Raw genomic sequence first — 22918 nt, 5'->3', positions numbered from 1 at the left:
GCTCAGCCGGCGATGCCGCCCGCCGTGAGCCGCAGCACCCGGTCGGCGCGCGCTGCGGCGGCGTCCGAGTGCGTGACCAGCACCAGCGAGGCGCCATGTTCGCGCGTTTGTGCCAGCAGCAGGTCCAGCACGCGCGCGGCGGTGCCGGGGTCGAGGTTGCCGGTGGGCTCGTCGGCCAGCAGCAGGGCCGGGCGGTGCACCAGGGCGCGGGCAATGGCCACGCGCTGCAGTTGGCCGCCGCTCAGTTGCTGCGGCAGGCGCTCACCCAGGCCCGCCAAGCCCACGGCCGCCAGCATGTGCTGCACCCGCGCCGGGTCGGCGCGGCCCAGCAACAGGAGCGGCAAGGCCACGTTCTGCGCCACATCGAGGTGCGGCAACACATGGAAGGCCTGGAATACAAACCCCACATGGGCGCGTCGCCACAGGGCGCGCTGCGTTTCATCCAGTGGCGCCAGGTCGGTGCCGCCATGCACGATGCGCCCCGCGTCCCACCGGTCCAGCCCCGCCAGGCAGTTGAGCAGGGTGGACTTGCCCACCCCCGAGTCGCCCACGATGGCCACGAATTCGCCCGGCTGCACGGTGAACTGCACGTTGGCAAACACCGGCGTGCCGCTGTAGTGTTTGGCCAGGGCTTCGACCTGCAGCGGACCGCTCATGGCGCAGGAATCTCCAGGCGCTGCAGCACGGCCTGCACCAGGCGCGCGGTGGCGTCGGGCTGGTCGCAGGCGATGGATTGGCGCTGCGGCATGCTGCGCAGCCAGGTGATCTGGCGCTTGGCCAGCTGGCGGGTGGCGGCGATGCCGCGTTCGCGCAGGCCGGCCAGGTCGAGCGGTGCCCCGGGGCCGGCCGCGGCCTGGGCATCGAGCGCTTCCCAGGCCTGGCGGTAGCCCACGCAGCGCATCGAGGGCAGGTCGGGGTGCAGGTCGCCGCGGGCACGCAACTGGCGTACTTCTTCCACGAAACCTTCCTCCAGCATGGCGTCAAAACGCAGTGCGATGCGCTCGTGCAGCCAGACGCGGTCGTCGGGTTCCAGTGAGAAAAGGGCTGTAGCGCTTGTGGGTTGTGCGCTGTCTGCTCTCTTTTTTGTCGTGTGAAAGTGCGAAAGGGGCTGGCCGGAGACATGCCACACCTCCAGTGCGCGCTGGATGCGCTGGCTGTCGGCGGGCGCCAGGCGGGCGGCGGTGGTGGGATCCACGCGGGCCAGTTCGGCGTGCAGGGCCGGCCAGCCTTGTTCGGCGGCCTGGGCCTCCAGCCGGGCGCGCACCACGGGGTCGGCCGGAGGCATGTCATCAATGCCGTCGAACAGCGCCTTGAAGTACAGCATGGTGCCACCCACCAGCAGCGGCAGGGCGCCGCGTGTGCGGATTTCGGCGGTCAGCCGCTGGGCGTCCTGCACGAACTCGGCGGCACTGTAGGCCTGCAGCGGGTCGCGGATGTCGATCAGGTGGTGCGGCACGGCGGCGAGCTCGGCGCGCGTGGGCTTGGCCGTGCCGATGTCCATGCCCCGGTACACCAGGGCCGAATCCACGCTGATGATCTCGACCGGCAGGCGTGGCGCCAGCACGGCGGCCAGCGCCAGGGCGCCGGCCGTCTTGCCCGAGGCCGTGGGGCCGGCGATGGCGATGGCGGGTAGTGGGCTGCTCATGGCTTGGCCGGCTCCCCGAATTTCTGCACCAGCGTCCAGGCTGCGAGGGCGGCACACAGGCCCCAGAACCACACGCCCAGGGCGAGCGGCAGCACCGTGCCGTCCATGCGCTGGCCCAGCCAGTGGCCCACGCCAAACGCCACCAGCATCATGACAAAGCCGTTCAGTGCAGCGGCCGTGCCGGCGGCTTGCGGAAAGGGGCCCACGGCGCCGCTCTGGCTGCAGGGCATGTGGATGCCATGCGCGATCTGGTACAGCAGGAAGGGCAGGGCATAGGCCCAGCCGCTTTGCACGCCGGCGAGGGCGCAGATGCCCATCAGCGTGCCGCCCGTGGCACTCAGCAGTCCGGCCAGCGCCATGCTGCGGCGCAGCCCCCAGCGCACCAGCAGGCGCCGGCACAGCACCGTGCCGCTGATGTACATCGCCGCGTTGCACGACAGCAGCAGGCCGTAGGCGGCGGGGCTCCAGCCCAGCACCTGGATGAAGGTGAACGATGAGGCTGCCAGGTAGGTGAACAGTCCCGCGTAGGTGAAGGTGGTGGTGGCCGAAAAAGCCAGAAACGTGGGGTGGCGCAGGATCTGCCCCCAGGTGCGCAGCAGGTGCGCAGGGCGCAGCGCCAGCGGGTTGGGTCGGGCCAGGGTTTCCTCAAAGCGTAGCAGGACCAGCAGCAGCGCCAGGCCGCCAAAGCAGCCCAGCGCGGCCATCGTGGCGCGCCAGCCCAGGTGGTCCGCCAGCAGGCTGCCCAGGGGCGGACTCAGGCAGGCAATGGTGCCCAGGCCCGTGAGCGCGCGGGACATGGCGTGCGCGCCTTGCACCGGCGCATACAGGTCGCGCACCACGGCGCGTGCGCCCATCACGCCGGCACCCATGGCGGCGCCCTGCACGGTGCGCCAGAAGATCAGCGTTTCCATCGATTGCGACAGGGCGCAGCCCAGCGCGGCCAGCACATAGGCCAACAGCCCCGCCAGCAGAATGGGGCGGCGCCCCCAGCGGTCCGACAGCGGCCCCCACGCCAGCTGCGAGCAGCCAAACGCCAGCAGCAGGGCCGTGAGTGTGAGCTGGGATTGGGCCATGCTGGCCAGGAGCTGCGCCTTGAGCGTGGGCAGCGCAGGCAGATACAGATCGGTGGTGATCGGCTGCAGGCCCAGCAGCAGCGCCAGCAGGCCAATGACCAGCCCGGCCGGCATGGTCGCAGCGCCCGTGCGTGCCGGGGCGGTGGAAGCGTCAGACATGCACTGGAGGGTAGCAGATGCAGGGCCGCAAAATGCCTTGCCAGCCCCCGGCACAACCGCCTGTGAAGGTGCTCAGGACAGCCTGGACGCCGACTGCATGGGCGAGGAGGTGTCGATCGCGAGATCGCCGGCATCCACCGCGCGGACGCCGGCGGCCAGCCGCACGCGCAGCGCCAGATCGGTGCGCGAATCGGCATTGTGCAGCGCTTCCTCCAGTGAAATCCGGCCCTCGGTATAGAGCGCGTACAGCGCCTGGTCAAAGGTGCACATGCCGATTTCGGTGCTGCGCCCCATGGTCTCCTTGATGCCCGTGAATTCGCCCTTGGCGATCAGGTCGGCGATGTAGGGCGAGTTGAGCATCACCTCGACCGCCGGGACCAGCTTGTCGTGCAGGCCCGGAATCAGCCGCTGCGACACCACGCCCGCCAGGTTCATGCTCAGGTCGATGAGCAACTGGTGGTGCGCGTCTTCGGGGAAGAAGTTGATGACCCGTTCCATCGCCTGGTTGGCATTGTTGGCGTGCAGCGTGGACAGGCACAGGTGGCCGGTTTCGGCATAGGTAATGGCCTGCTTCATGGTGTTGCGGTCGCGGATCTCGCCGATCATGATCACATCGGGAGCCTCGCGCAGCGCATTCTTGAGCGCCTCTTCGTACGACAGGGTGTCAATGCCTACCTCGCGCTGGTCCACCACCGAGCGCTTGTGGACATGCAGAAACTCCAGCGGGTCCTCGATGGTGAGGATGTGGCCGGTCACGTTCTCGTTGCGGTAGTTGATCATCGACGCCAGCGTGGTCGATTTGCCCGAGCCCGTGGCGCCGGTCACCAGCACCAGACCGCGCTTGCGCAGTACCAGCTTTTCAAGAATGGGTGGCAGCCCCAGCGCCGCCAGGGGCGGGATCTTGCTCTTGATATAGCGAATCACCATGCCGGTCTCGCCGCGCTGCACGAACACGTTCACCCGAAAGCGCCCCAGGTTTTCGGCCGAAATGGACAGGTTCATTTCCATCCTGGCCTCGAACTCGCTGATCTGCTTTTCGTTCATCACCGAATAAGCCAGCTGCTTGACCTGCCCCGGCAACAGGGCGGGCATCGTCAGCGGATGGGTGACGCCTTCGACCTTGAGATTGACGGGAGCGCCCACGCTGAAGAAGAGGTCAGAGCCGCCGTTCTCGACCAGGGCGTTCAGGAAGCTGAAGATTTCCACGGTGAATTCCGCTAAATGTGGCAATTTGTATGCCCCGGCGAGCATATCCGCTGGAGCGCGCGGCGCAAAAAAGGGGGCGAATGCCCCCCTGATCCCGGTGTGCGAATCCGCGTTGCGGATTACACCACTCCCTGTGCCAGCATGGCGTCGGCCACCTTCACAAAGCCGGCGATGTTGGCACCGTCGATGTAGCTGACCGAGCCATCGGCGCGCTGCCCGTATTTCAGGCAGGCGGCATGGATGCCCTGCATGATCTGCAGCAGGCGGGCGTCCACTTCTTCGGCGGGCCAGCTCAGGCGGGCCGCGTTCTGGCTCATCTCCAGGCCCGACGTGGCCACGCCACCGGCATTCGATGCCTTGCCCGGTGCGTACAGCACGCCAGCGGCTTCAAACGCCTTGGCCGCTTCGATGGTGGAAGGCATGTTGGCGCCTTCGGCCACGCACAGCACGCCGTTCCTGATCAAGGCGGCGGCATCGTCGGCGTTGAGCTCGTTTTGCGTGGCGCAGGGCAGGGCCACGTCCACGGCGATGTGCCATGGCGTCTTGCCGGCCTGGAACTCGGCGCCCACCAGCTGGGCGTAGTCGTTGACGCGGCCGTATTTGTGGTTCTTCACTTCCATCAGGATGGCCAGTTTTTCGGCCGTGAAACCATCCTTGTCGTACACCGTGCCGCTGGAGTCGGACACCGTCAGCACCTTGGCGCCCAGGGCCATGGCCTTTTCCACTGCGTACTGCGCCACATTGCCCGAGCCGGATACCGACACGGTCTTGCCGTCAAACGATTGGCCGCGGGTCTTGAGCATCTCTTGTGCAAAGTACACCGTGCCGTAGCCGGTGGCCTCGGGGCGGATCAGCGAGCCGCCGAACGACAGGCCCTTGCCCGTGAACACGCAGTCCGCACGGTTGCTGAGCTTCTTGTACATGCCGGCCATGTAGCCCACTTCGCGGCCGCCCACGCCGATGTCACCGGCCGGTACGTCGGTGTCGGCGCCGACATGGCGGAACAGTTCCGACACAAAGGCCTGGCAAAAGCGCATCACTTCGCCAGGGCTCTTGCCCTTGGGGTCGAAATCGGAGCCGCCCTTGCCGCCGCCCATGGGCAGCGTGGTCAGCGCGTTCTTGAAGGTTTGCTCGAACCCCAGGAACTTGAGCACCGACAGGTTCACCGAGGGGTGGAAGCGCAGGCCGCCTTTGTAGGGGCCAATCGCCATGCTGTGCTGGATGCGGTAGCCGCGGTTGACCTGCACGCTGCCATGGTCGTCCACCCACGACACGCGGAACATCACCACCCGCTCGGGTTCCACCAGCCGTTCCAGCAGGCCGTGCTCGGCGTAGCGGGGGTGCTTTTCGATGAAGGGCCACAGGCTTTCCATGACTTCTGTGACAGCTTGCAGAAATTCAGGTTGGCCAGGGTTGCGCTGTGCGACCTGCGCGAGGAAGCTGTCTACGGACTCGTACTTCATGGAAAGGACTTTCTGTGCAAAAAACGAAATATGCGGCGTTGCAGCACCGAATTATGTCAAAAAGACATGCACTCATGCATGGCGTTGCACCGTGATGGGGCATTTTGGGTGGGGTCTGCCGGTTTTTGGTGCGTTCTGGCGATCGATTTTGGTGCATTGGCATGTCATGCGTTTGTCACCCTTTCGCACCATAGTGGACCGTTTTCAATACACACCAGAGGGGCGGAAGAGATGCGTCAACAACCCATTGCAAAAGTCGGGCTCCTTGTCCTGATAACAGCCACTGCGCTGGTGGCATGCGGTGGCAGCGATGGGCCGAACTACCCGACGCTCAGCGGCGAGCGGCCCCTGGTGATCGGGCACCGCGGCGCCAGCGGCTACCTGCCGGACCACACGCTCGAAAGCTACCGGAAGGCCATCGAGATGGGGGCCGATTTCATCGAGCCCGATCTGGTCGCCACCCAGGATGGTGTGCTCATCGCCCGCCACGAGCCCAACATCACCGGCACCACCGACGTGTCCACCCGCGCCGAATTTGCCAGCCGCAAGACCAAGAAAGTGGTCGACGGCGTGGAAGAGGAGGGCTGGTTTGCCTCGGACTTCACCCTGGCAGAAATCAAGACCCTGCGCGCCATCCAGCCCATGGCCGACCGCGACCAGTCGTTCAACGGCAAGTACCAGATCCCCACGCTCGATGAAGTGCTGGACCTCGCCAGGAGCGAAGGCACCAAGGCCGGCCGCACGGTGGGCGTGTACCCCGAAACCAAGCATCCCACCTACCACGTCAACCTGGGCCTGAAGCTTGAAGACCGCCTGCTGGCCACGCTGGCCAAATACGGCTACACCACCAAGGCGTCGCCCGTGATCGTGCAGTCGTTCGAGGTGTCCAACCTCCGATACCTGCGCACCAAGACGCAGGTCCGCCTGGTGCAACTGGTGGATGCCAATGACGTCAACGCCAACGGCAGCATGGATCTGACAGCGCCCTATGACAAGCCTTACGACTTTGCCGTGGCGGGTGATGCCCGCACCTTCGCCAGCCTGCTCACCCCCGCAGGGCTGAAGGAGGTAAAGACCTATGCCGACGGCGTGGGTCCCTGGAAGCCCTACCTCATTCCTTCCAGGCAGGTGGACGCCAACAACGACGGCAAGCCCGATGACCTCAACGGCGACGGCAGGATCGACGACCGCGACCGCGTGATGATGGCGCCCACCAGCGTGGTCAAGGACGCCCACGCCGCCGGCTTGTTCGTGCATGCCTACACCTTCCGCAGCGAGGCCAAGCGCTTGGCGTCGGACTTCAAGGGAGACCCCAAGGCCGAATACCAGCTGTTCTTCGACCTGGGCGTGGATGGTGTGTTCAGTGATTTCCCGGACCACGCCAAGGCCGCGCGGGGGAATTGAAGCCCCCTGAGGCGCTGCGCGCCATCCCCCAAAGGGGGACGCTCCCAGCGCGGCGGGGCGGCCCTTGCGCGGGAGCGCTGGCGTTCGGCCGTGCCGGCGCGAGGGCAGCGCTTCGCTTGATCGCTCTGTTGGCCCTTCGGGGCCGATTTTCTTTTCTGACCTTTGCCGGCCCGTGGAGCGGTTATCGGCCGCGCAGGAACAGCGCGTCCAACTCGCGCATCGACAGCTGCCGCCAGGTGGGGCGCCCGTGGTTGCACTGGTCCGACCGGTCGGTGGTCTCCATCTGCCGCAGCAAGGCGTTCATCTCGTCGAGGGTGAGCTTGCGGTTGGCGCGCACGGCGCCGTGGCAGGCCATGGTGCCCAGGATTTCATTGCGCGCGCGTTGCACCACGGTGCTGGCGTCGTGCGCGGCCAGTTCGGCCAGCACGCTGCGGGCCAGCTCCACCGGGTCGCCAAACCCGGACGCCGTGGCCAGCGTGGTGGGCACGGCGCGCACGGCCAGGGTCTTGGGGGAGAAGGGCACCACCTCCAGTCCCAGCGTGGCCAGCACCTCGGCCGACGCCTCGGCGGTGGCCACCTCTTCGGGGGTGGCGGCAAACGTGGCAGGAATCAGCAGCGGCTGGCTGGCAATGCGGGCGCCGCTGTCCACCTGGGCCTTGAGGCGCTCGTAGACGATGCGCTCGTGGGCGGCATGCATGTCCACCACCACCATGCCTTGCGCGTTCTCGGCCAGGATGTACACGCCGTGGAGCTGGGCCACGGCCTTGCCCAGCGGCCAGATGGCTTGGTCGCTGTTGCGTGGGTTGAGGGGAATGGGCGCCGGGGGTGGTGGCATGGTGTCCGTCTGCACACTGCTGCTGCTGGCCATCCAGTCCACCCGTGGTGCGGTGGGCCCGGCCGGCACGGCACCCGCGCTGTCCTTTTTCGGCCCCCACAGGGCCTGCAGGTCGGCTACATGGTGGCCACGTTCTTCAAATTGGATAGCGGCTTGCGCTTGCCAAATCTGCGCTAGCGGCTGTTCTGGCTTGAAGTCCTCGGCGCCGCCGGGGATGGCAGCCGTTTCGGGGGGGGGCGATGCCCCGGCGGCCAGCGCGGCGGCGCGCGGGGCGGCCAGCGCGTTTTCGACCGCGTGGCGCACGGCCTGGTGCACTTCGCGGCTGTCACGAAAGCGCACCTCGATCTTGGTGGGGTGCACGTTCACATCCACACGGGCCGGGTCGATCTCCACATACAGCGCATACACCGGCTGCTTGTGGCCATGCAGCACGTCTTCGTAGGCGCTGCGCGCGGCGTGCGTGAGCACCTTGTCGCGCACGAAGCGGCCGTTGACATAGCAGTACTGCTGGTCGGCGCGCGAGCGGGCGGCATCGGGCAGGCCTGCGCGGCCCGTGACGGTGACAGGTCCCACGCGGTGCTGCACGGCCACCGACTGCGCCACGAAGTCTTCGCCCAGCACATCGGCCAGGCGGCGCGCCAGGGCGTCCTGCAGGTTGGCGTCGCCCGGCACGAAGGTGGCGCGCCACTGCTCCACCAGCTTGCCCTCGTGCCAGATGGCAAAACCCACATCGGGCCGCGCCAGCGCGTGGCGGCGCACCGATTCGATGCAGTGGGCCAGCTCGGTGGCATCGGCCTTCAGGAACTTGCGGCGCGCGGGGGTGGAGAAAAACAGCTCTTTCACCTCGACCGTGGTGCCGGTGCCGCGCGCCGCCGGGCGCAGCTCGCCGCTGCGGGCATCGAGCAAAAAGGCGCCCGGCTGGTGCGCGGGGCGCGACAGCAGCGCCATTTCGGACACCGAGCCGATGGCGGCCAGCGCCTCGCCCCGAAAGCCCATGGTGGCCACGGTTTCGAGGTCGCTCAGGCTGGTGATCTTGCTGGTGGCGTGGCGGCGCAGGGCAATGGGCAGCTCTTCCTGCGGAATGCCGCAGCCGTCGTCTTCCACGGCGATCAGCCGCACGCCGCCAGCCAGCAGGCGCACGGTGATCTGCGTGGCACCCGAGTCGAGTGCGTTGTCCACCAGTTCGCGCACCACGGAGGCCGGGCGCTCTACCACTTCGCCAGCGGCGATCTGGCTGATGAGTTCGTCGGGCAGATCGCGGATGGGGCGGCGGGGCGGTGGGGAGAGGGTGGTGTCGTTCACCGGGTGATTTTAGGGCGGCCGCGCAGGGGCATCGGATGGGGCGCTAGGGGCCGATGGGGATAATGCGCGCTGCCTTTGTGTTGCCGGAACCTCCATGGAATTAGTGACTTTTCTGATCGACTTCATCCTGCATGTCGACAAATACCTCGAAGCCTTTGTCGCCAGCTATGGGGCCTGGGTGTATGCCCTGCTGTTCCTGATCGTGTTTGTGGAAACCGGCGTGGTGGTCATGCCGTTTCTGCCGGGCGACTCGCTGCTGTTCATCGTGGGCGCGCTGTGCGGGGCGGGGATGATGAGCTTTCCGCTCGCCAGTGCCGTGCTGATCGCCGCGGCCATCCTGGGCGACCAGTGCAATTATTCGATTGGCCGTTACTTTGGTCCCAAGGTGTTCCAGTGGGAAGACTCGCGCTGGTTCAACCGGCGGGCGTTCAACCAGGCCCATGATTTTTACGAACGCTATGGTGGCATCACCATCGTGATTGCACGCTTCATGCCGTTCATTCGTACGTTTGCTCCGTTCGTGGCCGGCGTGGCACAGATGGGGCGGGCCAAGTTCACTGCCTTCAATGTCGGTGGCGCCCTGCTCTGGGTGCTGGGGATCTGCTCCGCAGGCTATTTCTTTGGCAACTTTGCCTGGGTGAAGGAGAACCTGGACAAGATCATCTGGGCCATGATCTTCATTCCCGGCTTGATGGCCATCTTTGGCGCCTGGCGTGCGGGCCGCAAGGCCAACGCGGTCTGAGGGGGGCAAAAAAACAAGGGCCTGGCGCGGATGTGTTCCGCGCCAGGCCCTTGTTGTTTGGGGCGCTGAATCAGCGGCGGGGCTTGGACTGGTCGCGGTCCTTGCCGAGTTCATTGCCGATCAGGGCACCAGCGGCGGCACCGCCTACGGTGCCCAGTGTGCCGCCCAGCACGGCGTTGCCGGCAACGCCCCCGACCACGGCACCTACGCCGGTACCGATCTGGGCATTGGTGGGGTTGGAGGCGCATCCACCCAGGGCCAGGGTGGCAGCGCAGACAGAGGTGGCGAGAGCGAAACGGATTTTCATGGCGGGAATCCTTGAAAGTGCTGTGGAAAGACCGTGGCGGCAAGGCCATCAGGGCCACCGCGGGGCCGCGATCCCACTATCGCACGCCAGGGGGTGCTGCGCTGTAGGACGCCCCGACCGGACGGTGTAGGACAGGGGAGCCACTGGGGGCTGGTGGGCTGGCCCAGCTCCGGTCTGCGCCGGGCGCGCGCCAGTGCTCAGCCCGGCGCCAGGCAGAGGGTGACCAGCAGCGAGGCGTCTTCGACGGCCGTCAGGGCGTGCAGGGCCCGTGGCTGCAGGTGCACCAGATCGCCCGCGCGCAGCAGGTGCGTGTCGCCGCCGGCCTTGAACTCCACCGTGCCTTCCAGGCACTGCACGGTCGCTTCACCGGGGGTGTGGTGCTCGCGCATGCTTTTGCCGGCAAGCAGCACCATGCGCATGACTTCCAGCTGGCCGGCCTTGAGGATGGCGCTGGAGGTGGCCTGTGCCAGGCGGTCGCCGAGCGGAAGGACACTGACGACCTGGCCAGAAGGGGTGTGGGGAAGTGCCATGGGGTGTCTCCTGTGCAGTCGGATGAATGGATCGACTCTAAACCGACCGGCTGCGCGCCAGCGGCGGGTTCTTGGCGAAATAGCGCGTGATGCCGCGCATCAGCGCATCCGCCAGCTGCACCTGGTAGGCGCTGCTGCGCAGGCGCGCTTCTTCCTCGGGGTTGCTGATGAAGGCAGTTTCGACCAGCACGCTCGGAATGTCGGGGGCCTTGAGCACGGCAAAGCCCGCCTGCTCCACGCGCGGTTTGTGCAGCTTGCCCACGTTGCCGATTTCGCCCAGCAGCACGGTGCCCAGCTTGAGGCTGTCGTTGATCTGCGCCGTGGTGCTCATGTCCAGCAGGGCGCGCTGCACATGCTGGTCTTTCGACTGTACGTTCAGGCCACCCACCAGATCGGCCTGGTTTTCCTTGTTCGCCAGCCAGCGCGCGGCGGTGCTGGAGGCGCCGCCCTGGCTCAGTGCAAACACGCTGGCACCGCGCGCCGCGGGCGTGGTGAAGGCATCGGCGTGGATGCTGACAAACAGGTCGGCCTGCACGCGCCGCGCTTTCTCGACACGGGTGCCCAGCGGCACGAAGTAGTCGCCATCGCGCGTGAGGTAGGCGCGCATGGGGTTGCCGCCCACGGTGGTGGCGTTGATGCGGTCGCGCAGCAGGTGGGCCACGCGCAGCACCACGTCTTTCTCGCGGGTGCCGGCCGGGCCGATGGCGCCCGGGTCTTCGCCGCCATGGCCGGGGTCCAGCGCCACGATGATGATGCGGTCGGTCTGCTGGGTGCTGGCCCGGGAGCTGCCGGTGCTGCGTGCCGGCGGTGTGGTGGGCTGTGCCGGGGCGGGGGCTGTGGCGGTGACCACGGCCGGGGGCGCTTCGGGTGGCAGCGCACGCGTGGCGCGCTGGGTCATCAGCTCGCCCAGGGGGTCTGTCTCGGCAGAGGGCGAGGCGGTGGCGTGTGGCGCCGCGCCGGCCCGGGTGCCAGCGGGCGCTGTGGCCACAGCCGGGGCCGCAGGTGCATCACGCAGGCGCTCGGCAATCAGGGCTTCCAGCGGGTCCACGGGCTGTGCGGGGTACAGGTCCAGCACCAGCCGGTGGCCGTAGGCGGCCACGGGCGTCAGCGTGAAGACCTGGGGCATGGCGGCCTGCTTGAGATCGATCACCAGGCGCACCACCCCTGGCGTGTTCTGGCCCACGCGGATGCCGGCAATGTTGGGGTCGTCGGCCTTGACCTTGGCCACCAGTTCGCGCAGTTCGGGGCTGAGGTCGATGCCTTCGATGTCCACCGCCAGGCGGGGCGGGGTGGTGACGAACAACTGCTTGGTGGTCAGCTGCCCATCGGATTCGATGGTGACGCGCGAATACTCGGGCGCGGGCCACACGCGCACCGCCACGATGGTGGCGCCCCGCGCGATCTGCTGCGCGCCCAGCAGCAGCACCAGGCTGCCGGCCTGCAGCACGGTGCGGCGCGATGGGACGGAAGGCTTTGCAGGCCGTGGCTGGCCGGGGGCAGGGGTCATGCGGTCATTCCTTGCAGCAGGCTGCGGCCCAGGGGGGTGGGGGCCTGCAGCGTGACTTTCCTTTCGGTGTCGTCAATTGCTTCAATGTGTATAGCAAGGTCCGCAGGCGGGGTAAGTTCTGCAGCCTTCTCTGGCCATTCTGCCAGCTTGAGGCCCGGGCTGGCAAAAATATCCCGGAAACCCGCGTCTTCCCATTCGCGCGGGTCGTCAAAGCGGTAGAAGTCAAAGTGCCAGATCGCCAGGCCCGGCGCTTCATGCGGCTCGACCACGGCGTAGGTGGGGCTCTTGATGCGCCCCTGCACGCCCAGGGCGCGCAGCAGGTGGCGCACCAGGGTGGTCTTGCCGGCGCCCAGGTCGCCATGCAGCGTGAGGAAGGCATTGGCCAGCAGGGGCTGTGCGGCCAGGGCGCGGGCAAACGCCGCCGTGTCGTCTTCGCTGTGCCAGGTCAGCACGCACGGGGTAGGGGCGGGAGCCTTGGCGGTGGCAGTTTCTACAATCCGGCCGATATGTGGTGCAACAGTCAACTCGTTCCTCAATTGCGGGATTGGGCCCGCGAACTTGGATTTTCCCAAATTGGCGTGGCGGGTGTGGATTTGTCTGCGTCCGAGACCGGGTTGATGCAATGGCTGGCGCAAGGGTTCCATGGCGACATGCATTACATGGCGGCGCACGGCCTCAAGCGCGCACGCCCGGCCGAACTGGTGCCGGGCACCGTGAGCGTGATCACCGCGCGCATGGACTACCTGCCGCGTGACATGCTCATGCAGACGCCCGAGGGCTGGCAGGCCGTAGAGCTGGCCCGCCTTTCGCGCCCGCAAGAGGGCATTGTGTCGGTGTATGCCCGGGGGCGCGACTACCACAAGGTGCTGCGTGCGCGCCTGCAAAAGCTCAGCGACCGCATTGCCGAGGCCATAGGCCCTTTCGGCCACCGCGTGTTCACCGATTCGGCGCCGGTGCTGGAGGCCGAACTGGCCTCCCGCAGCGGCCAGGGCTGGCGCGGCAAGCACACGCTGGTGCTCAACCGCGAGGCGGGTTCGATGTTTTTTCTGGGCGAGATCTACGTGGACATGGCCCTGCCACCGAGCGAGCCTGTCACCGCGCACTGTGGCAGCTGCAGCGCCTGTATCGATGTGTGCCCCACGCAGGCCATCATCGCGCCGCACCGGCTGGATGCGCGGCGCTGCATCTCGTACCTCACCATCGAGCATGCGGGGCCGATCCCTGTGGAGCTGCGCCCGCTGATGGGCAACCGCATCTATGGTTGCGACGACTGCCAGCTGATCTGCCCGTGGAACAAATTCGCGCAGGTCAGCCGCCTGCCGGATTTTGACGAGCGCAAAGGCCTGGCCGGCCAGCAGCTGGTGCACCTGTTTGCCTGGGACGAAGCGACCTTTTTGCGCATGACAGAGGGCGGCCCCATCCGCCGCATCGGCCATGAGCGCTGGCTGCGCAACGTGGCCGTGGCGCTGGGCAACGCGCTGCACGCCACGGGCGACGAGGCCTTGCGTGCGGCGCTGCAGTCGCGCGCCGAGGACGCCAGCGCGCTGGTGCGCGAGCATGTGGCTTGGGCGCTGGGGCCTGAATGAAAAGTGCCACTGGCGCTTGTAGCGTAAGCGCTGGCAGCTATCAAAACGGGGGCATTCCCTGGCCCGAGCGCAGTGGTTGGCAGCGCGCCGGCGTGCGGGGGCGGGGGCCGTATGCGTCGGCTGTGCATGCCTGGGCATTCATCGCAAAAACCCCAGCGCAAACGGCAGGCTGACCATGCCCAGCAGGGTCGAAAGCGTCACCAGACCCGCCACATAGGGCCCGTTGTAGCCCATGCGCGCCGCCAGCACGTAGCAGGTGGACGCGGTGGGCAGGGCCGAAAAAGCCAGCAGCACGGTGGTCTGCACCGGGTTGAGCTCGAACAGGCGCGCCATGCCGAAGGCAATGAGCGGCTGCGCCAGGTGGCGGATGGACAGCACGGCGGTGCTCAGCATCTTGCTGCGCGTGAGCAGGCCGAACTGCATGCCTGCGCCCGCCGCCATCAGCCCCAACGCCAGCGAGGCGGCGCTGATGCGGCTCACGGTGGGTTCCAGCCACACGGGGACGCGAAAGCCCAGCAGGTTGGCCACCAGCCCCGATGCGGTAGCGACGATGAGCGGGTTGCGCAGCAGCTCGCGCGCAAAGCCGTGCTGGCCTTGGCGTGCCATAGGCCACACGGCGGCCACGTTGAACAGGGGCACGCAGACACCGATCAGCACGGCAATCATCAGCAGGCCTTGCGCGCCGGCCAGCCGCTCGGCCAGCGCCAGGCCGATGAAGGAATTGAAGCGGAACGCCACCTGGGCGCTGGCCGCATGGTCACGGGCGTCCAGCCGCTTGCCGAGCCAGGGCCAGTGCGGCAGGCTGTAGGCCAGTGCAATGCCGGCCAGGCCCGACAGCACCCCCGCGCCGATCAGGCCCGACGCTGCCCGAACGTCCACCGGGCTTTTCACGATGGACTGGAACAGCAGCACCGGAAACAGCAGGTAATACACCAGGCTCTCCACCGGCTGCCAGACCGAACGGTTCAGGGCGGTGTAGCGGCAGACCAGGTAGCCAAAGAGGATGAGGGTGAAGTCGGGGAGAAGGAGCTGGGCGTAATTCACGGCGCCGAGAATACCTGATGGGGCCGTTGGCTGCGGGTTAGCCCCCATGGGGAATCCATGGGCGAGGCGTACACGTATTGCGCATACCATTGGCCGGTCTGTCACCCTCACAAAGGAGAACTGAATGCATCGTCGTCAATGGCTCGCTCTCACCCTCGCGGCCGCTGCTGGCACCGCCGCGGCCCAGGGCTATCCCAACAAGGTCATCAAGCTGCAGGTGCCGTTTGCACCCGGTGGCACCACCGACATCATCGCCCGCGTCATTGCCGACCCGTTGGGCCGCGCACTGGGCCAGAGCGTGATCGTGGAAAACAAGTCGGGCGGCGGTGGCATCGTGGGCGCCAATGAAACGGCCAAGTCGGCACCCGATGGCTACACGCTCGGCGTGGCCACGGTGTCCACCACGGCGGCCAACCCGGCCATCAACCCCAAGACGCCGTACAACCCGTTGACCGATTTCACGCCCATCATCAACATCGCGGCCACGCCCAACATCATTGCGGTGCATCCCAGCTTCGCGGCCAAGGACTACAAGTCGTTCGTGGCCGAGGTCAAGAAGTCGCCTGGCAAATACTCGTATGCCTCGTCGGGCACGGGGGGCATCGGCCACCTGCAGATGGAGCTGTACAAGAACCTCTCGGGCACCTTCGTGACCCACATCCCCTACCGCGGTGCAGGCCCCGCACTGAACGACACCGTGGCCGGCCAGGTGCCCATGATCTTTGACAACCTGCCCTCGGCGCTGCCTTTCATCAAGGAGAACCGCCTGGTGCCCATCGTGGTGGCCGCACCCCAGCGCGTGGCGGCCTTGCCCAATGTGCCCACTTTCAAGGAACTGGGCCTGGAGCCGGTGAACCGCATGGCCTACTACGGCATCGTGGGCCCCAAGGGGCTGCCCAAGGACATCGTCGACAAGATCCATGCCGCCGTGCGCAAGGCGCTGGAAGACCCGGCTGTGAAAAAACGCATTGAAGACACGGGCTCGCTCATCGTGGGCAACACGCCGGAACAGTTCAGCGAGCAGATCAAGGCCGAGTACGCGGTGTACAAGGACGTGGTGGCCAGGCAGAAACTCACGCTGGAATAATCTCCCGGCTTGCCCCCGCCTGCAGCCGCCCGCACCCCGGGCGGCTTTTTTACGTGCTATGGTTTTTAGAATCTGTTCAAGATCTTTTCGGGGTCGCACAAGTACCTTGCCGGGATGGGATGCAAGGCGCGGTGCGCGGCCAATGGCGCGGCTATTGGCAAGCGCCGCAACGCAGCAGACCGCCCGGCAAGGCACTTGCCCGCAGGGTTGGAGTGAAATCGGGCGATTGCACGCCGCCCCGGCTGCTGGCATGGGCACGAGCCCATGCGGCGCATCCGAAGCATCCACTGATCCCGATTGCACTCCAATGCGATCCCCGAAAAGATTTTGAACAGGTTTTTACATGCTTGCCGCCAGCCTGACCGCCATCGATACCTTTGTGGATGCCCTGTGGCTGGAAGACGGCCTGGCGCGCAACACGCTGGCGGCCTACCGGCGCGATCTCACGCTGTATGCCACCTGGCTGGCGCAGCAGCAGCCCGCGCTGGCGCTGGATGGCACGGCCGAGCACCACCTGCAGGCCTACTTTGCCGAGCGCCATGCGCAGACACGGGCGACGTCGGCCAACCGGCGCCTGACGGTGCTGCGGCGCTATTTCCACTGGGCGCTGCGCGAGCGGCGCATCAGCGCCGATCCCACGGTGCGGCTGGAGGCCGCGCGCCAGCCGCTGCGCGTGCCCAAAACCCTGTCGCAGGCGCAGGTCGAGGCCCTGCTGAACGCCCCCGATGTGGGCACCCCGCTGGGCCTGCGCGACCGCACCATGCTGGAGCTGATGTATGCCAGCGGCCTGCGCGTGACCGAGCTGGTCACGCTCAAGACCTTTCAGCTCGGCCTGAATGAAGGCGTGCTGCGGGTGATGGGCAAGGGCAGCAAGGAACGCCTGGTGCCGTTTGGCGAGGAGGCCCGGCTATGGATCGAGCGCTACCTGCAGGAATCGCGCGGCGTGATCCTGGGCGGCCAGCAGACCGAGGACCTGTTTGTCACCCAGCGCGGCGCTGGCATGACGCGCGTGAGTTTCTGGATGATCGTCAAGAAATGGGCCGCGGTGGCGGGCATCACGGTGCCGCTGTCGCCGCACACGCTGCGCCATGCCTTTGCCGCCCATCTGCTCAACCATGGGGCCGACCTGCGCGTGGTGCAGCTGCTGCTGGGCCATGTCGATATCTCCACCACCACCATCTACACCCATGTGGCGCGCGAGCGCCTGAAGGCGCTGCACGAACGCCACCATCCGCGGGGGTGAAGGGGGCGCGGGCGCAGCCCCGAGACCTGCGCGAAAATCGACGGTTTCACGCTTTCTGAAAGACCCGCCATGCCATTCCAAAGCCGTCGCCGCCTGCTGGCCTCCCTGTGCCTGAGCGCCCTGGCGCCCCTGGGCCACGCCCAATCGCAAGCGGCAGCCTGGCCCGCCAAACCCATCCGCATCGTGGTGGCCTACCCCGCGGGAGGGGTGAGCGACACGGTGGCGCGCGCACTGGCGGACAAGCTGGCGGCGCAGCTGGGCACCCCGGTGGTGATTGAAAACAAGGCCGGTGCCAGCGGCAGCATTGGCGTGGATGCGGTGGCCAAGGCCGCCCCTGATGGCTACACCCTGGGCTTTGCTTCCATCAGTCCGCTGGCGCTCAACCCGCACCTGGGCAAGTCGCCCTTTGATCCGAAAAAGGACATCGCCCCCGTGGTCAGCGTGATGTATTCGCCGGTGCTGCTGCTGGGCACGCCCGCCAGCAAGGCGCGCGACTTCCGCGATCTGCTGGCCATCGCGCGCGCCAAACCTGGCGAGATGCGCTGGACCACGTCGGGCCCTGCCTCGCTGGGCCACATCATGCTGGAGCAGATCATGGCCAGCGCCCAGGTGCAGATCACCCACGTGCCCTACAAGGGGGGTGGCCAGCAGATGAACGATGCGCTCGGCGGGCAGTTCGAGGTGCTTTCCACCAATGCCGGCCCGGCCGTGCTGCAGCATGTGAAGTCGGGCAAGCTCAAGGCCCTGGCGGTGGGCGCGCCGGCACGGCTCGACAGCCTGCCCGATGTGCCCACACTGGCGGAGCTGGGGTTGCCGGCCGCGAACATGTCGTCGCTGTTCGGCATCTATGCGCCGGCGCAGACCCCTGCCGCCGTGCTGGCCCGGCTCAATGCCGAACTGAACAAGGCGCTGGCGCAGCCCGACATCCGCAACAAGCTCGATGCCACCGACAACGTGCCAACGGGTGGAACGGCGGCCGAGTTTGCCCGCCAGATTGCGCTGGAATCCGAGAACAACGCCCGCATCATCCGCAGTGCCGGCATCCAGGGCAACTGAGCCCGGGGCTCAAGCCGCTGCGGTTCCGTCCGGGCGGCGCTGCCGCCGGATTACTCTTCGCCCAGGCTCTCGGCCCAGGTCAGGGCCTGCAGGTGGGCCCAGTTGACCTGGCGGTTGGACAGGTGCAGGGCCTCTGCCGCCTTGGCGAATGCCACTTCGTCGCCGCTTTCGCAGGCCTGTGTGAGTTCAAGAAACGGCGCAAACACGCCCGTGCCATGCAGCAGCGCATCTGTCACGGGCTCTGGCAATGCCACCGATGCGAGGGCTTTTTCGAGCGGCACGCCCAGCATCACATCGAGCAGCGAGAAAACGCCCACGACGAAGGCGTGGTCGCATTCTTCGGGGGTCAGCAGTTCGGCCGCCAGCAGTTCCATGAGCCGGCCCCGCACTACCGCCGTGGTTCCTATGGCTGGCGGTGCGCCGCCCGCGCGCGAGGTGGTCATGAGCAAGGCGGCCCAGCGGAACAGCTTTTTGAGCCCCAGGATCATGACCGCGTGGCGGAACGAGGTGACCTCGCACGACAGGCCAAAACCCGAGGCGTTGATGAAGCGCAGCAGGTTGAAAGACAGCGTGGGGTCTTTCTTGAGCAGGTCTTCAATTTCAGCGGTGCTGGCCTGTTTGTGCACCAGGTTGATCAACTGGATGATGGTCGCCCGGGAGGGGCGGATGGTGGTGGCCTTGACCAGCGAGGGCTTGGCGAACCAGTAGCCCTGGAACAGCTGGACGCCCAGGTCCGCCATCAGCTGGTACTGCTCGGAGGTTTCCACTTTCTCCGCCACCAGCGTGGCCTGGCTGTGGAGACTGGCAAATTTGACCAGCGGGTCCGCCAGGTCGGGTTGGAAGGCCTGCATGTCCAGCTTGATGAAGCCTGCCAGCGGTAACCACGATACGTAGCTGCGTTTGAGCACGTTCTGGTCGAATGCCAGCCGGAAACCGCGGGTGCGCAGGGCGTCCAGCGTGGCAACCCGGGCTTCGATGTCCTCGGCCGTGGCGCTGTCGGCGAGCGGGGGAACCTCCAGCACCACCTTGTCGGGGTGGATGAGCTCCAGATGACCGCCTGCCAGGCTTTCATGCGTGCAGTTGATGAACACCGTTTTCTTGCCGACCAGGGCTTCGGTGCCGGCATGCGACAGGGCATTGAACAGCAGTGCGGCATCGCTGGCGGCGGTGTGGGAGTTCGATGCCGTGGTGCGGTCGAACAGCTCGTAGCCATAGACCGCACGGTTGGCATCCACGATGGCCTGGCGCGCGATGATGACCAGATTTTCGTTCTCTGTGCCATCGGATGCGGTGACTGCGGCTTCCGGGATGTCTTGTTCGTGGGTGCTCGACATGGGTGTCGCTGGTCAGGGGTTGCGGGAGAGGTTCCGGGGCATTCTAGACCGGGGCCGCTGCCCGGGAGATCACTCCGTGCGCTGGTCCGCCCAGGCGAGTGCCTGCAGATGGGCCAGGTTGATGTACTGGCTTGGTGGTGCACCAGGTTGATGCGATGGATGATGCCGGCCTGCGAGGCCGGGAGCAGTTCGGCTTCGATGAGCGCGGGGCGGGCGAACCAGTACCCCTGGAACCGATGGCCACCTCGGCGCCAGCGGTGTGGCACAAGGGGGGCGAGCACGACCTTGTCGGGGTCCACCCGTTCGGGGTAGCCACCGTCAGGCTTTCGTGGGGGCCATTGACAAGGATGGGCTTCTTGCCCACCAGCGCTTCGGTGCCCGCGCAGGAGGACAGACGCGGCCTCTGGCGATGGCGGAAAGAATCGGTGATCGGGGTGCCTCGATCAGCCCTGCTGCAACCACCGCAATTCGGCTTCGGTAAAGCCCGCGCTGCGGCGCGCGGCCTCGTTGAACGGTGGCTTGGGCCGCGGCGCCTCGTACTGGCGCACCAGCTCGCCGTACAGGGTTTCGGGGTCCAGCCCCTGGCGCGCGCACAGCCAGCGGTACCAATGGTTGCCAATGGCTACGTGGCCCACCTCATCGTGCAGGATGGTGTCGAGGATGCCGGCGGCTGCCAGGGCATCGGGCGTGCCCACCTGGCGCAGCTTGCGCTGTATTTGCGGCGTGGCATCGAGCCCGCGCGCTTCCATGGTGCGCGGCACCAGGGCCATGCGGGCCACGATGTCGTGCCGGGTCTTCTCGCACATGGTCCACAGGCCCTGGTGGGCCGGAAAATCGCCGTAGTCATGGCCCTGGCGGCTCAGGTGGTCGCGCAGCAGCCGAAAGTGCCGGGCCTCTTCGGCCGCCACGCGCAACCAGTCGCGGTAATAGGCCTGCGGCATGCCGTCAAAACGCCAGACTGCATCGAGGGCCAGGTTGATGGCGTTGAACTCGATGTGCGCGATGGCGTGGATGAGAACGGCGCGGCCTTCGGCCGTGGCCGGGGAGCGGCGAGCGACCTCGGTGTGACGCAGCAATGCCGGGCGCTCGGGATGGCCGGGCAGGGTGCTGGCATCCACCGGGACAGTGGGGGTTTGTTCTGCTATTGAAAGCGTAGCTGCTTGCGCATGAAGGTCAATTGCTGCAGCCGTTTTCTGTTCTGGGTCTGAGAGGCACAAGACCTGCAGTGCACGTTGGCGAAGCTCCATCTTTACAATTCTAGGCCCTGCACTGCGGGCCAGAGCACATGCTCTGTCACCAACAGGCAGATCCATTTTTACGGAGTATGGTGCATGGCGATTTACGAACTGGATGGCGCGGCTCCCCGTGTGGCGGACTCGGCCTGGGTGGCCGACAGCGCGCAGGTGATCGGCAACGTCACGCTGGGCGAGGACGCCAGCGTGTGGTTTGGCACCGTGGTGCGCGGCGATATGGAGGCCATCACCATCGGTGCGGGCTCCAACATCCAGGATGCGAGCGTGCTGCATGCCGACTTCGGCAAGCCGCTGGTGGTGGGTGAGCGCGTGACCGTGGGCCACCAGGTCATGCTGCACGGCTGCACCATTGGCGACGAAACACTGATCGGCATCGGCGCCATCGTGCTCAACGGCGCCAGGATCGGCAAGAACTGCCTGGTGGGCGCGGGCGCGCTGGTGACCGAGGGCAAGGAGTTTCCGGATGGTTCCATGATCATCGGCAGCCCTGCCCGAGTCGTGCGCGAACTCAGCCCCGAGCAGATCGAGGGCTTGCGACAGAGTGCCCGGCACTACATGGACAACGCACGCCGCTTTCAAAACGGCCTGCACCGAATCGGCTGAATGCCGCTGCCGATTTATTTCTCCGGGAATCCCCTGCGTGTCTGAACTCCACAAGTTTCTTTTCGATGGCATGCCCGTACGCGGCATGCTGGTGCGCCTGACCGAGGCCTGGACCGACATCCTGCAGCGCCGCGCCAGCAACACCGCCACCGGCCCCTATCCCGCGCCTGTGCGCGAGCTGCTGGGCGAAATGGCCGCTGCTGGCGTGCTGATGCAGTCGAACATCAAGTTCAACGGCGCACTGGTGCTGCAGGTGTTTGGCGACGGTCCGGTCAAGCTGGCCGTGGCCGAGGTGCAGTCCGACCTGAGCCTGCGTGCCACCGCCACGGTCAACGGCCCCGTGGCCGACGGCGCGCGCCTGAGCCAGATGCTCAATGTGGCGGGCGGCGGGCGCTGCGCCATCACGCTCGACCCCAAGGACCGCCACCCGGGCCAGAAACCCTACCAGGGCGTGGTGCCATTGCATGGCGATCAGCATGAAAAGCTTGAGCGCCTGTCGGATGTGCTGCAGCACTACATGCTGCAATCCGAGCAACTCGATACCGTGCTGGTGCTGGCGGCCAACGACACCGTGGCGGCCGGCCTGCTGATCCAGCGCATGCCCCTCAAGGGTGAGGGCAACCTGGCGGCAGGCCTGACGCACCGCGAGAATGAAGACCAGATCGGCCGCAACGAGGACTACAACCGCATTGCCCACCTGGCATCGAGCCTGACCCGCGAGGAACTGCTGACCCTGGATGTGGACACCATCCTGCGCCGCCTCTTCTGGGAAGAAAAGCTGCTGCGTTTCGAGCCGCAGCAGGGCGAAACCGGGCCCCGCTTTGCGTGCAGTTGCAGCCGCGAACGCGTGGGCAACATGCTGCGCAACCTGGGTCGGGACGAGATCGAGAGCATTCTGGCCGAGCGCGACGATGTCGAGGTGGGCTGCGAATTCTGTGGGCAGCAGTACCGCTTCGACGCGGTGGATGCGGCGCAGATCTTTGTCTCGCCGGCCGTCAGCCAGCCTCCGGTGTCTCCCGGAATCCAGTAAGCCCTGCAACGCGTTGGGCCGTGCCCCGGCCGGCAAGGGTGCTGAACAGGCGGTGCTCGCAGTCGGGGTCGCTGCATTTCTCGCAATCCCAGGCGCGCAGGCGCATGGGTTTGTCGTCGAACTGATTTCTTGCGCTTGTTGATCGTGCTTTTGTTGCTATTGCTTCAATAGCGTTCAACGCATTGTCGATGCGTTGGGCCCCCTGTCCGTACACCACCTGGTAGCGCACGGCCGCATTTGTCAGCAGGGCGCGCAGGCGTGCGTCGAAAGCCTCGCGCCGCGCTTGTTCGGGTGCGGTGCAGGGCGCGTCCAGGCCCATCAGCAAGGTGATGGCGGCGCTGTGCAGGCGGTGGCGCATCGCGTCGGGCAGATGCGGGGCATCTGCCAGTGCAATGGCCTGGGCCGTGAGCGCGGAATCGGCGAGACGGAGGTTCAGGGCCTCGGCCAGTTCGGCCGTGCCGCTGCCGGGGGCTCCCAGCAGGGCAATGGTCTGCGGCACAGGCACGATG

The 22918-nt window shown here is 66.7% G+C and carries 22 protein-coding genes; 8 read left to right on the top strand and 14 right to left on the bottom strand.

Annotation, left to right across the window (positions count from 1 at the left end; genetic code table 11):
• Positions 1 to 2: 2 nt before the first annotated feature.
• The 5 genes from K225_RS0110580 to gdhA all read right to left on the bottom strand — a co-directional run bounded on the left by K225_RS0110580 (position 3) and on the right by gdhA (position 5546).
• Positions 3 to 656 (bottom strand): ABC transporter ATP-binding protein, encoded by a 654-nt coding sequence (locus tag K225_RS0110580; RefSeq protein ID WP_026436382.1) that lies wholly within the window; start codon positions 654 to 656, stop codon positions 3 to 5.
• Positions 653 to 1645 (bottom strand): tRNA (adenosine(37)-N6)-dimethylallyltransferase MiaA, encoded by a 993-nt coding sequence (gene miaA / locus K225_RS0110575; protein WP_026436381.1) that lies wholly within the window; start codon positions 1643 to 1645, stop codon positions 653 to 655. Before miaA ends, K225_RS0110580 begins: the two co-directional genes overlap by 4 nt.
• Positions 1642 to 2877 carry a multidrug effflux MFS transporter gene (locus K225_RS0110570; RefSeq protein WP_238323218.1) on the bottom strand — a complete coding sequence of 412 codons (1236 nt, stop codon included), beginning with the start codon at positions 2875 to 2877 and terminating at the stop codon, positions 1642 to 1644. The genes miaA and K225_RS0110570 overlap by 4 nt, the downstream gene beginning before the upstream one ends.
• A gap of 72 nt (positions 2878 to 2949) precedes the next feature.
• On the bottom strand, positions 2950 to 4083 hold the full coding sequence (locus tag K225_RS0110565; protein WP_034712415.1) for a PilT/PilU family type 4a pilus ATPase: 1134 nt from the start codon (positions 4081 to 4083) through the stop codon (positions 2950 to 2952).
• Positions 4084 to 4202: 119 nt separating this feature from the next.
• Complete coding sequence (gene gdhA, locus K225_RS0110560; protein ID WP_026436378.1) at positions 4203 to 5546, bottom strand: NADP-specific glutamate dehydrogenase; 1344 nt, start codon at positions 5544 to 5546, stop codon at positions 4203 to 4205.
• Positions 5547 to 5777: 231 nt separating this feature from the next.
• Here gdhA and K225_RS0110555 point away from each other — a divergent pair, with 231 nt between their 5' ends.
• Positions 5778 to 6950, top strand: a complete 1173-nt coding sequence (locus K225_RS0110555; RefSeq protein WP_026436377.1) for a glycerophosphodiester phosphodiesterase — start codon at positions 5778 to 5780, stop codon at positions 6948 to 6950.
• A gap of 181 nt (positions 6951 to 7131) precedes the next feature.
• Here K225_RS0110555 and mutL read toward each other — a convergent pair whose 3' ends face one another.
• Positions 7132 to 9087 carry a DNA mismatch repair endonuclease MutL gene (mutL, locus tag K225_RS0110550; protein WP_026436376.1) on the bottom strand — a complete coding sequence of 652 codons (1956 nt, stop codon included), beginning with the start codon at positions 9085 to 9087 and terminating at the stop codon, positions 7132 to 7134.
• Between the two features lie 94 nt (positions 9088 to 9181).
• Here mutL and K225_RS0110545 point away from each other — a divergent pair, with 94 nt between their 5' ends.
• A complete protein-coding gene (locus K225_RS0110545; protein ID WP_026436375.1) occupies positions 9182 to 9829 on the top strand; it encodes a DedA family protein in 648 nt (215 codons plus the stop codon).
• Between the two features lie 70 nt (positions 9830 to 9899).
• On the opposite strand, the gene K225_RS0110540 is transcribed toward K225_RS0110545, so the two are convergent.
• From K225_RS0110540 to tsaE, 4 genes are all read right to left on the bottom strand, one after another.
• Complete coding sequence (locus K225_RS0110540) at positions 9900 to 10136, bottom strand: glycine zipper 2TM domain-containing protein (protein ID WP_026436374.1); 237 nt, start codon at positions 10134 to 10136, stop codon at positions 9900 to 9902.
• A gap of 197 nt (positions 10137 to 10333) precedes the next feature.
• Positions 10334 to 10666, bottom strand: coding sequence for a cupin domain-containing protein (locus K225_RS0110535; RefSeq protein ID WP_026436373.1), 333 nt, complete (start codon positions 10664 to 10666; stop codon positions 10334 to 10336).
• A 37-nt stretch (positions 10667 to 10703) separates the two neighbouring features.
• On the bottom strand, positions 10704 to 12173 hold the full coding sequence (locus K225_RS0110530) for an N-acetylmuramoyl-L-alanine amidase (RefSeq protein WP_026436372.1): 1470 nt from the start codon (positions 12171 to 12173) through the stop codon (positions 10704 to 10706).
• A complete protein-coding gene (gene tsaE / locus K225_RS0110525; protein ID WP_026436371.1) occupies positions 12170 to 12697 on the bottom strand; it encodes a tRNA (adenosine(37)-N6)-threonylcarbamoyltransferase complex ATPase subunit type 1 TsaE in 528 nt (175 codons plus the stop codon). The genes K225_RS0110530 and tsaE overlap by 4 nt, the downstream gene beginning before the upstream one ends.
• Before the next feature lie 12 nt (positions 12698 to 12709).
• On the opposite strand from tsaE, the gene queG reads away from it, so the two are divergent.
• Positions 12710 to 13759, top strand: a complete 1050-nt coding sequence (gene queG / locus K225_RS0110520) for a tRNA epoxyqueuosine(34) reductase QueG (RefSeq protein ID WP_026436370.1) — start codon at positions 12710 to 12712, stop codon at positions 13757 to 13759.
• Positions 13760 to 13897: 138 nt separating this feature from the next.
• On the opposite strand, the gene K225_RS0110515 is transcribed toward queG, so the two are convergent.
• Positions 13898 to 14851, bottom strand: a complete 954-nt coding sequence (locus tag K225_RS0110515) for an AEC family transporter (protein WP_202900044.1) — start codon at positions 14849 to 14851, stop codon at positions 13898 to 13900.
• Between the two features lie 76 nt (positions 14852 to 14927).
• Here K225_RS0110515 and K225_RS0110510 point away from each other — a divergent pair, with 76 nt between their 5' ends.
• The 3 genes from K225_RS0110510 to K225_RS0110500 all read left to right on the top strand — a co-directional run bounded on the left by K225_RS0110510 (position 14928) and on the right by K225_RS0110500 (position 18189).
• Complete coding sequence (locus K225_RS0110510; RefSeq protein WP_026436368.1) at positions 14928 to 15890, top strand: tripartite tricarboxylate transporter substrate binding protein BugE; 963 nt, start codon at positions 14928 to 14930, stop codon at positions 15888 to 15890.
• A 343-nt stretch (positions 15891 to 16233) separates the two neighbouring features.
• Positions 16234 to 17133, top strand: coding sequence for a site-specific tyrosine recombinase XerD (gene xerD / locus K225_RS0110505; protein ID WP_026436367.1), 900 nt, complete (start codon positions 16234 to 16236; stop codon positions 17131 to 17133).
• A gap of 69 nt (positions 17134 to 17202) precedes the next feature.
• A complete protein-coding gene (locus tag K225_RS0110500) occupies positions 17203 to 18189 on the top strand; it encodes a tripartite tricarboxylate transporter substrate binding protein (protein ID WP_026436366.1) in 987 nt (328 codons plus the stop codon).
• 50 nt (positions 18190 to 18239) lie between these two features.
• Here K225_RS0110500 and K225_RS0110495 read toward each other — a convergent pair whose 3' ends face one another.
• Positions 18240 to 19523 carry an EAL and HDOD domain-containing protein gene (locus K225_RS0110495; protein ID WP_026436365.1) on the bottom strand — a complete coding sequence of 428 codons (1284 nt, stop codon included), beginning with the start codon at positions 19521 to 19523 and terminating at the stop codon, positions 18240 to 18242.
• A gap of 443 nt (positions 19524 to 19966) precedes the next feature.
• Positions 19967 to 20770: a ferritin-like domain-containing protein gene (locus tag K225_RS0110490; RefSeq protein ID WP_026436364.1), complete on the bottom strand. Its 804-nt coding sequence runs from the start codon at positions 20768 to 20770 to the stop codon at positions 19967 to 19969.
• Between the two features lie 84 nt (positions 20771 to 20854).
• Here K225_RS0110490 and K225_RS0110485 point away from each other — a divergent pair, with 84 nt between their 5' ends.
• Together K225_RS0110485 and K225_RS0110480 are read left to right on the top strand one after the other, a co-directional pair.
• Entirely contained in the window at positions 20855 to 21379 is a 525-nt protein-coding gene (locus tag K225_RS0110485; RefSeq protein ID WP_026436363.1) for a gamma carbonic anhydrase family protein, read from the top strand.
• A gap of 37 nt (positions 21380 to 21416) precedes the next feature.
• Positions 21417 to 22409 (top strand): Hsp33 family molecular chaperone HslO, encoded by a 993-nt coding sequence (locus K225_RS0110480; RefSeq protein ID WP_026436362.1) that lies wholly within the window; start codon positions 21417 to 21419, stop codon positions 22407 to 22409.
• Here the strand turns inward: K225_RS0110480 and K225_RS21465 are convergent.
• Positions 22375 to 22914, bottom strand: coding sequence for a hypothetical protein (locus K225_RS21465; protein WP_155885250.1), 540 nt, complete (start codon positions 22912 to 22914; stop codon positions 22375 to 22377). The genes K225_RS0110480 and K225_RS21465 overlap by 35 nt on opposite strands.
• Positions 22915 to 22918 lie beyond the last annotated feature (4 nt).

The sequence above is a fragment of the Acidovorax sp. JHL-9 genome, assembly GCF_000426205.1.
In the GTDB taxonomy this organism is placed as follows: domain Bacteria; phylum Pseudomonadota; class Gammaproteobacteria; order Burkholderiales; family Burkholderiaceae_C; genus Acidovorax; species Acidovorax soli.
This window is presented reverse-complemented; position numbering and strand designations above follow the sequence as displayed.